Origin of the sequence: Vibrio rarus (assembly GCF_024347075.1) — a bacterium.
GTDB classification, from domain to species: Bacteria; Pseudomonadota; Gammaproteobacteria; order Enterobacterales; family Vibrionaceae; genus Vibrio; species Vibrio rarus.
On sequence record NZ_AP024900.1, the window covers coordinates 2051428 to 2065097 of the forward strand.

Below are 13670 nucleotides of genomic sequence, written 5' to 3' on the forward strand. Positions count from 1 at the left end.
ACTTAAAGTTTCTAACATTTATCGTCACAGGGGCAAATGATTCGGTGTAGACTACTAGGATTAGTAAGTTAAAGGATTATTATTATGCCGCAGCATCTAGTGATTACTGCCGTTGGTACAGACCGCCCAGGTATTGGCAACAAAATCATTCACCTAGTTTCAAACCTTGGTTGCAACATTATTGATAGCCGCATCGCTATTTTCGGTGCTGACTTTACCTTGGTGATGCTGGTTTCAGGCAAAATATCGCAAATTACCCGAGTGGAACATACCTTGCCACAACTGGGGCAAGAGCACGACTTAATCACCTTGGTTAAACGCACCTCAGCCCATATAGAAATCCCTCGCGGATTTACCCTTGAGGCTCATATTCAGGCAAATGATAAAGTGGGATTAACCGAACAAGTCACGCACTTTTTTGCTGATAGAGAGATAGGTATTAACTCGCTCAGTGCCCGCACTTTACCGCGAGAGAGCACAAAGCACGATGCAGACCAGTTTCAAATTGCCATTACCACCTCTTTATCTGACGAATACAACATCATGCAACTGCAAGAGGACTTCAACGCATTTTGCCAGTCGCTGGATGTGCAAGGCTCTCTCAACTTTATCAACAATGGCTAGTGCCCAAAAAACCGCCAAATAAAACAAACCGTTAAATGTAAGCACTAGACAAAACCTAAACATATCGATAAAAATACCCACTCTTTCGATATGAACATGCACCAATAGAAACGACAGTAAGAGCCCTTGCAGAAATAGCACCAGTGTTTACACCGCTAGCTATGCTCAATGGCTGACTCGTATTGCTATAGACGCACATAGCAAACTCGACTCGTTCACACAATTTTGATGTAGAAATTAAGGATTAATACCAATGGCAATCGAAGCGGGACAAACTGCACCAGATTTTACTCTGAATGACCAAGACAATAACCCAGTAACGCTATCTGAACTGCAAGGCAACAAGGTACTGATTTATTTTTACCCGCGAGCTTCAACACCAGGTTGTACTGTGCAAGCTCAAGGGCTACGTGATACCAAAGCGCAGCTCGATGCGCTTAATGTCGTGGTACTTGGTATCAGCCCGGACACGCCTAAAAAACTGACTAATTTTGTCAACAAACAAGAACTTAATTTCACCTTGTTAGCCGATGAAGAGCACGCTGTGTGTGAAAAATACGGTGTTTGGCAACTGAAAAAGTTCATGGGCCGTGAAAACATGGGCGTGGTAAGAACAAGCTTCCTCGTGGATGAGGCGGGTAACCTTGAGCATGTATTTAACAAGTTCAAAACCAAAGATCACCATGAGGTGGTATTGGACTACCTAAACAGTAAATAACCTGCTCGTTTTCTTTATTGATTGGGGCTCAGCGCCCCTTTTATCACAAGGATTACCGCGCTAAAAGCCTTGGCACGGATGTGGCTCTACGCCACCTGAGTCAAACATAACCCTTGGCAAAGTGCCATCAAGTACACGCCCCCCCTTCTAATAAGCAAATTGCACGCTTACTTTTCCTTGCTTCAATTTTCAAGCCTAAAATCAACTATTGGTATTCTTGTATTACAATACATGACGAAGCCTACATTTTAATGAAAAAGACACGATTTTGATAACAGTTACCTACTTATTCGATTGATTGCGTATGCATCTTATTGCTAGTGTGCCTCTTAAAATAAATCCCTACAAAAGAGATAGTTATGAAAAAGGCTCCCATTTTATTAATCGCAGGTTCTTTACTATTAACGGGCTGTATGTCTAATCAAGGACACACAGAGATGACGACCAAGCCAACACTGGTAATGGTTGATCAAGGCGTTGCTATGGCCTCAATGCAGCAAGTATCTGAATTAAGAAACAGCATCTTAAACGCTCAAGATGGTGACGTGATCAGCATTAAAGCGGGCCACTATAAAGATTTAGGCCGAATTGCTTTAACCGCAAATAACGTAACCATTAAAGCCGAAGTACCAGGGACAGTTATCTTTAATGGCTCTGTTCAATTCCTAGTAGAAGGCAACGGTAACCTATTTGATAGCTTGGTATTTACCGATGGTGGCCCAATGCTAAGCACGGAAAGCCATGATGCTAACATCGTTGGTGTATTCGGTATTTACGGCAAAAATAACACCCTTAATAACTCTGTTATTTACAAATTCAACGACTACGATTACGTCGCAGATAAAAAAGGCAAATACCCTAATATCCGTTGGATCACCGTTGGCGGCGAAAACAACAAAATCACTAACAACACCTTTGAAGGCAAATACAAGCGAGGCGCGATGCTTGTGGTTGCCACTTCTGACAAATTAGAAAAAACATTAATCGAAGGCAATATCTTTAAAGACCTCACCGCTTTAGATATCGAATTAATTGAAAACTCTAACCCTAAAATGGTTCGCACCAACCGTAACGATAGACAAGCTATCCGCATTGGTGACAGCCATAACTCACTATTCGACTCGCAAAGTGTGGTAAAAAACAACTACTTTGACAACATCAGCGGCTATGTTGGCAAAACTGGCTCGGGTGAAATTGAACTCATTTCAATTAAAGCAAGTGGTGTGACTTTTGATGGAAATACCATTAGAAACAGTACTTCTATGATTTCACTTCGTCACGGCCACAACAATGTTGTCACCAACAACGTGATTTTACCTGGTACTACAGTTAACTCTGGCGGCATCAGAATTTATGATGAAAATCACCTCATCGAAAATAACTACGTGGAAGGGACTTTAGGCAAGGGCACCTACCGCGGCGCACTGGTTTTAAACACGGGTATTATTGATGTGGCTAATGGTGAAGTGCTAAGCAAAGATTCTAAAGGCAAAACGCTACAGAAACAGTGGACACCTAAGGATGTTGTCGTTAAGAACAATACATTAGTCAACAACACTCAAGGTATTTTTGCTAGTAATGCTATCCACCGAGTGAGCCTAACGGACGATGCACGCGTAGAAACCATCTTCCCAGCAGTCGACACGGTATTTGAAAACAACCTATCCATTGCTGAAACACCAGACAAAAATGCATTCAGACAATTTGATGGCGAAAAATTCAAAATGGTGGGTACAGAATTTAACAACAACATCTTCTACGGCCAAATACAAGGACTAGATCCATTACCGAAAGGCATTTCAACGGAAAAACCTGCAATGGAAAGAGATGAGCAAGGTTTGGTTAAAGCCGTCGGTAACGTTGGCGCAAGCAACTTAACCGTATTAACGGAAGAAATGGTGGGTTCTAATATAGTATTCAAATAATCACTTTATAACGCACCACAAACGGGGTTGGCGGTTCATCTTGTGTTAACGCACAAAATGAAACACCAGCCCCGCTTTTTATTGGTGATACCAAGCCTAGTGAGTCTTACCATCACAGTAAACAAGGCTTAGCATACTGCCTCTAACAATAGAGTGGCCGTGATAGGTTACTTTGTAATGACAACTTTGCATAAGCTCCAATACCGAAAAAGCCAGCTGTGATTAACAACTGGCTTTTATGTAGGCTTAATGTTTAGAGAAATATCACTCTATGTTGTCGCGGCGTTTTTTGAGCCTTCAAGTTGTGGGTGGTTAAATGCATTCACTACTGCCTTCACCAAAGTGGCTAAAGGAATAGCGAAGAAAATCCCCCAGAATCCCCACAGTCCGCCAAACACCAATACCGAGATAATAATCGCTACAGGGTGCAGGTTCACCGCTTCAGAAAATAATACGGGAACCAGAACATTGCCATCTAATGCTTGGATGATGCCATAAGCGATCAGTAAGGAATAAAACTCAGGGCTCAATCCCCATTGAAACAATCCAACAATGGCAATAGGTACTGTCACCGCCGCCGCACCAATATAAGGAATGAGCACCGATAGGCCTACAGCGACCGCTAATAAGGCTGAATACCTAAGATCAAGCACCACAAACGTGAGGTAACTCACTCCACCTACGATCAAAATTTCTAACACTTTACCGCGAATATAATTAGAAATCTGATCATTCATTTCATACCAAACCTGATAAGCAAGGTTGCGGTTTTTAGGCAGGATTCCCCCTAACATTCTGAGCATTTCGTTTTTATCTTTCAGCAAAAAGAAAGTCAGTAATGGCACTAAAATCAGGTAGACCCCTAGCGTAGCCAAACTAATTAATGATGCCAAAGAGCCCTTAACAAGGCTCTCCCCTAAGCCCACAAATTTATTTTTCATGTCGGCAAACATAAACTCGACATTGGTAACGGTGGCAAACTCAGGATAGCGTTCAGGAATACTATTGATGTAGTTTTGCAGTTCAAGGTACATATTAGGCACATCGTTAACCAAGTTGCCTATTTGCTGCCAAACCGTCGGCACTAAAACCACGAAGGCGACGGTCACTAAGCCCACAAACAACAATAAAACGATAATCACAGAAAGAGTGCGCGGCAGCCCGACTCTATTCAATTGCACCACGGGCCATTCCAATAAATATGCCAGCACAATCGCCACCAATAACGGCGCAATAAGGTGACCGAAGAAATAGATAGTAATAAAGCCAAATAGAATAATGGCAGCTAAGCTTACTGCATGAGGATCAGAAAATCGGCGCTTGTACCACTGCTTTATCATTTCAAGCATTAGGTTACTCTTTAATTATGGTTAAGTAATAACAATGAGGTTCTTTCCTCACATCCACTTGCATATTATGACGCAAGAAATACGCTTGCATGTCATGGACCGAACTTTTTTCTGCCACAACAAAAGTCAACGCTTGGGATGCGCTTAACTTACTGCTGGCTCGCTTAGCCAGTAGTAGAGTCATAGGGCAACGCTCTTGTGTAAGATCAATCGTTTCTAGAGACATATTAGAACGAGTTCTATTTATTCTAAATACGTCTATTGTAAATCTTTTTTAGTTCAAAACCACCATTATCCCGTGCTAACCTATTGACTGAACCATCTCTCACTGTATGAGTTGTTTCGCAGAAGAAACCAATTGATATTTTAAATGTCTTACATTTACCTACTGGCCGCTAAATAGAAAAGGATCTCACGTTAAATCCATAATGAATGCCTCTATTTTAAAACGCAGCGTTTCAACCTTAGCCATACTGCTAAGTACGACTCTCCCTTGGTGTCCACTCACTCAAGCGAGCACCTCTGACTTGCCTGATATAGGTACCACAGCAGGTGCTACGCTCAGCATTGACCAAGAGCGTAATTATGGTGATGCTTACATGCGCATTCTTAGAGCCAGTCAACCTGTCGTCAGTGACCCCGTATTAAGCGAATATATCTCAAGTTTAGGTTACCGACTGGTGGCGAACTCTTCTGACGTCAAAACGCCCTTTGAGTTTTTTTTAATTCGTGATCGCAATATCAATGCTTTTGCGTTTTTTGGTGGCCATGTGGCCTTACACACCGGCCTGTTTTTGCATGCGGACTCAGAAGGTGAGCTCGCCTCTGTTGTGGCGCACGAAATTGCCCACGTAACCCAACGACACTTAGCCCGTCGTATGGAAGATCAAGCGCGAAAAACCCCAGTGACACTCGCCGCCTTAGCCGGTTCAATATTATTAGCCATTGCAGCCCCAGAAGCGGGGATCGCGGCCCTCACGGCGACACAAGCCGGGGCGATGCAAAGCGCCATTAACTACACACGAAGCAACGAAAAAGAAGCTGACCGCGTCGGAATGAGCACCTTAATTAAAGCGGGCTATGATCCTCATGCTATGCCGATGTTCTTTGGTCGTCTAGCGGATCAATATCGCTATGCCAGCAAGCCACCACCTATGTTGCTTACCCACCCTCTTCCTGAAGATCGCATCACCGACTCCCGTGCCCGAGCGGATGCTTACCCCGTAAAATCCGTCATCCCATCGCTGGACTTTCATATGGCAAAAGCGCGTATTGTTGCTCGCTATGTGGGGATAAACAGCGATGGAGCCATGGACTGGCTTAGCCGAAAAGAAAAAAGGGCCAGCAGCAAAATTAAAGGGGCATATGAATACGGTAAGGCGCTTGTGTACCTCGATACCAAACAGCTTGATAAGGCTGATGCTATTTTACAAAAGCTGCACAAGCAATTACCACACAACAATTTTGTATTAGACGCGCTTTCTGATCTCTACCTAGAAAAAAAACAACCACAGCAAGCGCAACAGTTGCTACAGAGCGCCTTAAAAAGCAAACCAAACAACCCTGTATTACAAATTAACCTTGCTAACGTGATGATTGCCAGTGACAACAATCATGATGCGATCCAGCTATTGCAACGTTATACCCATCGAAATCCACACGATACCAATGGTTGGCACTTATTAAGTAAAGCACATGCTAACCTAGGTGATTCAGCCAATGAAGTAGCTGCACGCGGTGAGCTCTACGCACTCAATGCCAACTGGAACCGTGCTATTCAAAGCTTCACTCAAGCAGCGCAATTGTCCCAACTGGGCAGTCTTCAGCAGGCCCGTTTTGATGCACGTATCGACCAATTATTACAACAACGCGACCAATTTATGGCGCTACAAAACTAGAAAAGGAAACTCATGTCTGTCGTTATCTATCACAACCCTCGCTGCTCAAAAAGCAGAGAAACTTTAGCGCTACTAGAAGAAAAAGGCATTACCCCTGAAGTCGTGCTGTATTTGCAAGCGGAACTGACCGTTGAAGCACTACAAAACTTGTACTCCTTATTGGACCTTAATGAAGTGCGTGACATGATGCGCACCAAAGAGAGCCTCTATAAAGAGTTAAACCTTGGGGATCCAGCTCTAGATGATCACGCCCTGTTCCAAGCGATGCTTGAACACCGTAAACTCATTGAGCGCCCTATTGTGGTCGCTAACGGCAAAGCAAAACATGGCCGTCCCCCACAACAGGTACTTGAGATCCTATAATGCCTCCTCCCAATGATATGGCACCCCAGACTAGACGCTGGCTAAGAGTGGCGCAAATGGGTCACGGCTTGCTAGTTGCTTGGGTTGTGCTTTGGCACAGCTTAATCTCTCCCCCCATAGAATTTAGCCCTTGGTTTCTTACCATTGCTTGGACCTTGCCTTTATTGTTACCAATGAAAGGCATACTTAAGCAAAACCCCTACACTTTTGCCTGGGCTAACTTCATTCTTCTTTTGTATTTTCTACATTCTTTAACACTGGTTTATGTGGATGAGGGAGAGCGAGCTTTAGCCATCACTGAACTGTGTTTAACCAGTATCACCTTTATTGCCAATACGGTTTATAGTCGCCAACGTGGTAGAGAGTTAGGTTTAAAGCTAAAAAAACTCTCGCAATATAAACAAGAAGAGCAACAACGCTTTGAAGGTTATACCAATCACACTAAGTAAGTGATCAGAAATAGCGTAGGAAAAATGCTCGAAAACAAGGCAGGATTTTTCGATAAGTAGTTATTCTACAATCAAAAATTCTAACGCAGTTATCGAGTATTTTAACAAGCTAGAATGACCAGTTATTTAGTACGATTGGTATTCACTCTATGTATCACCACAGGTTCGATTAACCAAAAAAAATCCCCATCATAGAATGGGGATTTTTTTGTGCTTGACCGAGTCACTCATACCACTAATCACTGTAATTAAGTGGTCAGAATAAGCAGTTGTTCTACATTCAAAAGTTACAACGCCGTGATCAAGTGTTTTAACAAGCTAGAATGATCAGTTAATGACTACGATTGCCATTTATAATGTAATGGCTCCGGGGTAGTCTCCACCACAGGTGCCGTTTCTGGTTGCAGTGGCGCGGTGACTTTCTCAGTAACTTGTGGCGCACCACTGATGGTACCTTCCCCTTGAGAGACACTATTTTCTGGCGCTACGCTCACCTGTTTTACCTCTTTAGGCGTAACAGGTGCCGCTATTTTTATCACACGCTTGTTTCTAAGAAGTTGTCGTTCAAAATCGGCTTGTTCGGTAATAAGGTTAACTTGAAAATTCACTTCTTGTCCTACGGTATGCACTAAGTCCACCGAGGCAACACTAGGTAAGTTTTCTAAGTAACGCTCAATATGAAAGAACATACTTGCCCCTTTAACACCGCTGAACTTTACATTCATAGAAGAAGCGATTTCACCGTTAGATTTAGCCGAGCTTTTTTTTGCGTAATAACGACCCAGTTCCGCCACCATATTTTCAGTGACCTGCTTGTTAGTACCTGTTGCTTCACCACTCACAGAAGCTATCTGAGTATCCGCTATGAATTGTGGCTTATCATCATATAAAGTCCAACGTAAATGCTGTTGATTGCCCTTACGGGTGATTCGAGCTACCACTACGGCATCCGCATCACTATAACGACGGCTACTTTTAGAAATTTGTTTTGTGAAACCGCCCCAGACTTCTGTTGCCTTGATGCTAGTAATATCATCAATATCACCCACAGGCACAGTTATTGGCAATCCCTTCATTCCTGCAATATATCTTAAATTAGCAACGGAGGTTCTTTCTGATTGCTCCCAACTAATCGTACGGTCATAGCCATTATCTTCCACTACCCATACTAATAGACGTGCACGTTCTTCTGGCCAAAAAGGGAGGTTAGCTTGAGCTAATAAAGATTGGATCTGCCTAGAGTTGAACGACATTTTTAATAGAGGTTGACCATTTTTCTCCGCGGGAGTAATGGTTGAAAGAAAGCGGCTGCTTTGAGTTAACGCCTTTTGTATCACAGCACTCTCTAACGAGGCGGAGTCCCCTGTAGCCCGAACGATGACATCTCTCATGCCTTCACGACGCGCCAATTCCTCACCACTATGTTTCGCATCTTGTTGCTGTTCAAACACAACAGCTTCTGTATCAAACACATTAACCTTAGTCACAGCTAATGCCGAAAATGAGGTTAATGTTGCTAGCAAACAAGCCAAAAATCGCATAAATAACTCAATAATATTAAATAGTTAACAAATAATAACTAAGGATACGAAAACCAACAAGTAGAGCCTAAAAAAAACAGCTCTACTATGTGGCGTTATTGGGGTTTATTTAGTACCAAAAATTTTATCGCCCGCATCACCTAGACCCGGAACAATGTAACCTTTGTCATTTAAGCACTCATCGATAGCAGCAGTGAAAAGCTCGATATCAGGGTGGGCTTTTTCTAATGCCTCAATACCTTCAGGAGCGGCAACCAATACTAAGGCTTTAACTGTTTTACAGCCTTGCTCTTTTAAAAGATCAATGGTTGCGATCATAGAGCCACCTGTTGCCAGCATTGGGTCAACAACCAAAGCAATACGCTCATCAATAGAAGACGCTAACTTATTAAAGTAAGGTACGGGTTCTAATGTTTCTTCATCACGGTAGATACCTACCACGCTGATTTTAGCACTAGGCATGTGCTCTAACACGCCATCCATCATGCCAAGGCCTGCACGCAAGATTGGTACAACTGTGACTTTTTTACCTTTAATTTGGTCAACTTCAACATCGCCATCCCACCCTTTAATGGTGACACGCTCTGTTGCGAAATCAGCTGTAGCTTCATAAGTCAGTAAACTACCCACTTCTGTTGCTAGTTCTCTAAAACGCTTAGTACTAATATCCCCTTCGCGCATTAAACCTAGTTTATGTTTCACAAGCGGGTGTTTTACTTCAACAACTCTCATATTCTTCTCCAATCTAATTTTACAAACGCCAGAATTATATACCCAAACCGCCTCAAGTTACGAGTCACACACCCCTTTGCACGCAATTTAACCGTAGAGATAAAGAAATAAATAGGCCCTTGCCTGCGCCACTTAGCTCCCTTCTACTCTCGCTTTTTGCTCTTTTTTACCCCCCTGATATGCACATCAAATCAACAACTGACACAAATATCCGCGCAAACGTTTGCTATTACTGATTATCCCTTGTTAGAATAGCGCCGATTTTTCTTCCCTAAACTTTTCTAAACGAGGAATTTCCCGTGAGTAGTAACAAGCCTTCTCTGAGCTATAAAGATGCTGGTGTAGATATTGATGCTGGCAACGCACTGGTTGACAAAATTAAAGGTGCTGTAAAGCGCACACGTCGTCCAGAGGTCATGGGTGGCATTGGTGGCTTTGGTGCATTATGCGAATTGCCAACCAAATATAAGCAACCAGTACTGGTTTCGGGTACAGATGGCGTTGGTACTAAACTACGCCTTGCTCTAGATATGAAAAAACATGACACCATTGGTATCGATCTAGTGGCAATGTGTGTGAATGACCTTATCGTTCAAGGTGGCGAGCCTCTATTTTTCTTAGATTATTACGCAACAGGGAAACTTGACGTTGAAACTGCAGCTGACGTTGTAGCGGGTATTGCAGAAGGTTGTGTGCAAGCTGGTTGTTCATTAATCGGTGGTGAAACAGCTGAAATGCCAGGCATGTATGAAGGTGACGACTACGACGTTGCTGGCTTCTGTGTTGGCGTGGTAGAAAAAGAAGACATCATCGACGGCACTAAAGTGGCTGCAGGTGACGCTCTTATTGCCGTAGGTTCAAGTGGCCCACACTCAAACGGTTACTCTCTAGTTCGTAAGATCCTTGAAGTTTCACAAGCGGATCTAAACCAAGACCTAGAAGGCAAACCACTAGGTGAGCACCTACTACAACCAACAAAAATTTACATCAAATCAGCGCTTAAAATGATTGAGAAGCACGACATTCATGCTATCTCTCACATCACTGGCGGTGGTTTCTGGGAAAATATCCCACGAGTGCTTCCTGAAGGTACTAAAGCGGTTATCGATGGTAACAGCTGGCAGTGGCCAACCGTGTTCAACTGGCTGCAAGAAAACGGCAATGTTGACACTCGCGAAATGTACCGCACATTTAACTGTGGTGTTGGCCTTGTTGTTGCACTTCCTCAAGATCAAGCACAAGCGGCGGTTGACCTTCTAATCGAAGAAGGTGAAAACGCTTGGGTTATCGGTCAAATCGCTGAAGCAAACGGCGACGAAGAGCAAGTAGAGATCAAATAAAAATGACTAAAATAGTCGTCTTAATTTCAGGGAATGGAAGTAATTTACAGGCGATTATTGATGCCTGTATTAAAGGCGACATTGACGGTCAAGTCAGTGCGGTTATCAGTAATCGCACTGACGCATTTGGTTTACAGCGAGCCAAGCAAGCCAATATCCCGACCCATGTAAAATCGCATAAAGACTTCTCCGACAGAGAATCATTTGATCAAGCCATGATGAACATCATTGATGACTATCAGCCTGATGTCATAGTGCTAGCGGGTTACATGCGTATTCTTACTGACGGTTTTGTCAATCATTACCTAGGTAAAATGATCAACATCCACCCATCTTTATTACCTAAATACCCAGGTTTACACACCCATAAGCGCGCTATTGAAGCCGGTGATAGTGAACACGGTAGTAGCGTACACTTTGTAACGCCAGAGCTAGATAGCGGCCCTATTATAGAGCAAGCAAAAGTCCCCATTGAAGCGCATGATAACCCGCAATCACTATTAGCTAAGGTACAAAAAGCGGAGCATATTCTCTACCCTAAAGTGATTCAAGATATCATTTCTGGTCGCGTTGTTTGGCAACAGTAGCCACATTAAGCACATTGACTTTCTCATTGCTATTCTCTGTTTTCATGTCACAAATAATAAAAAATCCTCCCACTGTAAATATGTTGCATATGGCTAGTGTTTATTCAGAATTATAAAATCTTAGTTTTCACATAATGAGATTTATATGCGCACTACATGGCTCACTGTCCTTCTTAGCTTATTCACTGTGAGTGCTCACAGCGCACCAACTCCAGAAAATCAAAATAGTGCTTATATCGTCAACGGTATCAATACCAGCGTAAGAGACTATAGCTCTTTTGTAAGTTTATATTATGACCCGTCAGGATATGTCTCTAATAAACGTTATTATCCTTATTGTGGTGGTGTATTAATTGCCCCGCAGTATGTGCTAACCGCTGCACATTGCATTTATGATAATCGAGCAGTACAACTGTATACCTCAGTTTCCTTTATGCCTCAAAATGAGCAACTCAGTCACCCAACAATTTTGGGATTCAGTCGACGCATCAGCGATGTTTATTATCGAACGGACTTCTATGATGATGTAGAGGCAAATTTGCCAAATGATATCGCCATACTAAAACTTGAAGCACCAAGGCAAATTGGTACCCCGGTGGACTGGGCGATTGATGAATCATATAGATATAATGCTACGGCGCACTTTACAGCGGTGGGGCATGGCAACAACACCTATGACAGCAAAGAGACCCATACTCTACAAAAAGTGGCTCTATCGTTAGTAGATAATGAAACATGCCGACAAGAATTTGGCGATGGTATCACTCAATCACACTTGTGCTTTGATGGCGAATATAACCCTGCCACTCAGTTAAAAAACTCCCCCTGCAATGGTGATTCCGGTGGTCCACTTTATTGGACGCATAATGGCCGAAATATCTTAGTCGGCATCACCAGTTTTGGCCCAAAAATCTGTGGTACGCCGTATCGCAGTCCTACTTCGATATTTACTGAAGTCGCCGATTATAACTTCTGGATTACCGATGTGCTCAACAACCAAATCGATCCCGAGATTACGACTCATCTACACATTAGCAAGGAAAACCGGCGCTCTGGCATTGTTGAAACAGTCAATCACAAGGATGCACCTGTGATTGTTGAAGAGGTAAATAACCAGGTTGCGCCTGTAATTGTTGAGGAAAAAGAGCCCATACAGACAAGCGAGCCTTTAAGCGTGGATTCAAACAATAATTCAAAAAAAAGTGGCGGTACAATCGGAATGTGCTGGTTGCTGTTGATGGGATTATTGGTTGCTCAACGAAGAGCAACCAATAATAGCGACTCTAAAGTGCTTCAGTAGGCGCTTGACTGCGTGGTTTGGCTTCTGCATAGGCTACATTAGATAAAGCCTGTGCATTGCCATCAATCACTTCACCGAACTGAAATAAAGTAAATTCACCCGGCTTAAGCCTATGCCATACCTCATCTTCAGTCAGTGGTTGTGTGGCGATAATGGAAACGACATCATTAGGTGTGGTTTCTTCTTGGAAGTTAATCGTCACGTCTTCATCAATCAAACTTGCCTTACCAAAAGGGGCTCGGCGAGTAATGTAATAAAGATGGTTAGTACAGTATGCAAGTACATACTCACCATCTGAAAGCAGCATATTAAATACGCCCATCGCTCTTAATTCATCACATTTTTCCACTAAAAACTGGAACACTTCTTTCATATCTTTAGGTGGATTAGGATAACGAGCTTCTAGCTTATCTAAGATCCAACAAAACGCTTTTTCACTGTCGGTCTCACCCACAGAGCGATGGCGAGATATTGGCAGCTCTTGATAACCCGTCAGTTGGCCATTATGAGCAAAAGTCCAATAACGCCCCCATAGCTCACGAGTGAAGGGATGCGTATTTTCTAGGTTTACCGCGCCACGATTCGCTTGTCTAATATGACTAATAACAGCACGGCTCTTGATAGGATAGCTTTGTACCAACTCAGCTATTTTAGAATTACAGCTCGGGTTAGGATCTTTAAACGTTCGAAAGCCTTTCCCTTCATAAAAGGTAATTCCCCAACCATCAGTATGTGGTCCAGTATTACCGCCGCGCTGAATCAAACCGGTAAAGCTAAAACAGATATCTGTTGGCACATTGGCGCTCATGCCAAGCAGTTCACACATAATATTCTCCTACTAAGG

General features: G+C 43.0%; 14 protein-coding genes. 9 read left to right on the top strand and 5 right to left on the bottom strand.

Annotated features, from left to right (window positions below; translation table 11 throughout):
• Positions 1 to 84: 84 nt before the first annotated feature.
• From OCU56_RS09325 to OCU56_RS09335, 3 genes are all read left to right on the top strand, one after another.
• Positions 85 to 624, top strand: coding sequence for a glycine cleavage system protein R (locus tag OCU56_RS09325; protein ID WP_261872961.1), 540 nt, complete (start codon positions 85 to 87; stop codon positions 622 to 624).
• 253 nt (positions 625 to 877) lie between these two features.
• Positions 878 to 1342 carry a thioredoxin-dependent thiol peroxidase gene (gene bcp / locus OCU56_RS09330; RefSeq protein WP_261872962.1) on the top strand — a complete coding sequence of 155 codons (465 nt, stop codon included), beginning with the start codon at positions 878 to 880 and terminating at the stop codon, positions 1340 to 1342.
• Positions 1343 to 1701: 359 nt separating this feature from the next.
• The gene (locus tag OCU56_RS09335; RefSeq protein WP_261872963.1) at positions 1702 to 3267 is read left to right on the top strand and encodes a polysaccharide lyase 6 family protein; all 1566 of its coding nucleotides are present in this window, start codon (positions 1702 to 1704) and stop codon (positions 3265 to 3267) included.
• Positions 3268 to 3536: 269 nt separating this feature from the next.
• Here OCU56_RS09335 and OCU56_RS09340 read toward each other — a convergent pair whose 3' ends face one another.
• Positions 3537 to 4616, bottom strand: a complete 1080-nt coding sequence (locus OCU56_RS09340; RefSeq protein WP_261872964.1) for an AI-2E family transporter — start codon at positions 4614 to 4616, stop codon at positions 3537 to 3539.
• A gap of 4 nt (positions 4617 to 4620) precedes the next feature.
• Entirely contained in the window at positions 4621 to 4842 is a 222-nt protein-coding gene (locus OCU56_RS09345) for a sulfurtransferase TusA family protein (RefSeq protein ID WP_261872965.1), read from the bottom strand.
• 202 nt (positions 4843 to 5044) lie between these two features.
• On the opposite strand from OCU56_RS09345, the gene bepA reads away from it, so the two are divergent.
• The 3 genes from bepA to OCU56_RS09360 are packed head-to-tail and all read left to right on the top strand — an operon-like array spanning position 5045 to position 7326.
• Entirely contained in the window at positions 5045 to 6514 is a 1470-nt protein-coding gene (gene bepA, locus OCU56_RS09350) for a beta-barrel assembly-enhancing protease (RefSeq protein ID WP_261872966.1), read from the top strand.
• 12 nt (positions 6515 to 6526) lie between these two features.
• Positions 6527 to 6877 carry an arsenate reductase (glutaredoxin) gene (gene arsC, locus OCU56_RS09355; RefSeq protein ID WP_261872967.1) on the top strand — a complete coding sequence of 117 codons (351 nt, stop codon included), beginning with the start codon at positions 6527 to 6529 and terminating at the stop codon, positions 6875 to 6877.
• 17 nt (positions 6878 to 6894) lie between these two features.
• Positions 6895 to 7326, top strand: coding sequence for a DUF2069 domain-containing protein (locus OCU56_RS09360; RefSeq protein ID WP_390904835.1), 432 nt, complete (start codon positions 6895 to 6897; stop codon positions 7324 to 7326).
• Positions 7327 to 7664: 338 nt separating this feature from the next.
• Here OCU56_RS09360 and OCU56_RS09365 read toward each other — a convergent pair whose 3' ends face one another.
• Together OCU56_RS09365 and upp are read right to left on the bottom strand one after the other, a co-directional pair.
• The gene (locus OCU56_RS09365) at positions 7665 to 8867 is read right to left on the bottom strand and encodes a DUF2066 domain-containing protein (protein WP_261872969.1); all 1203 of its coding nucleotides are present in this window, start codon (positions 8865 to 8867) and stop codon (positions 7665 to 7667) included.
• Between the two features lie 105 nt (positions 8868 to 8972).
• Entirely contained in the window at positions 8973 to 9599 is a 627-nt protein-coding gene (upp, locus tag OCU56_RS09370) for a uracil phosphoribosyltransferase (RefSeq protein ID WP_261872970.1), read from the bottom strand.
• Positions 9600 to 9898: 299 nt separating this feature from the next.
• On the opposite strand from upp, the gene purM reads away from it, so the two are divergent.
• The 3 genes from purM to OCU56_RS09385 all read left to right on the top strand — a co-directional run bounded on the left by purM (position 9899) and on the right by OCU56_RS09385 (position 12826).
• Complete coding sequence (gene purM / locus OCU56_RS09375) at positions 9899 to 10939, top strand: phosphoribosylformylglycinamidine cyclo-ligase (protein WP_261872971.1); 1041 nt, start codon at positions 9899 to 9901, stop codon at positions 10937 to 10939.
• Between the two features lie 2 nt (positions 10940 to 10941).
• Complete coding sequence (purN, locus tag OCU56_RS09380) at positions 10942 to 11526, top strand: phosphoribosylglycinamide formyltransferase (protein ID WP_261872972.1); 585 nt, start codon at positions 10942 to 10944, stop codon at positions 11524 to 11526.
• A gap of 145 nt (positions 11527 to 11671) precedes the next feature.
• Positions 11672 to 12826, top strand: coding sequence for a S1 family peptidase (locus OCU56_RS09385; protein ID WP_261872973.1), 1155 nt, complete (start codon positions 11672 to 11674; stop codon positions 12824 to 12826).
• On the opposite strand, the gene OCU56_RS09390 is transcribed toward OCU56_RS09385, so the two are convergent.
• Positions 12810 to 13652 carry a class II glutamine amidotransferase gene (locus tag OCU56_RS09390; protein WP_261872974.1) on the bottom strand — a complete coding sequence of 281 codons (843 nt, stop codon included), beginning with the start codon at positions 13650 to 13652 and terminating at the stop codon, positions 12810 to 12812. The genes OCU56_RS09385 and OCU56_RS09390 overlap by 17 nt on opposite strands.
• Between the last annotated feature and the right edge of the window lie 18 nt (positions 13653 to 13670).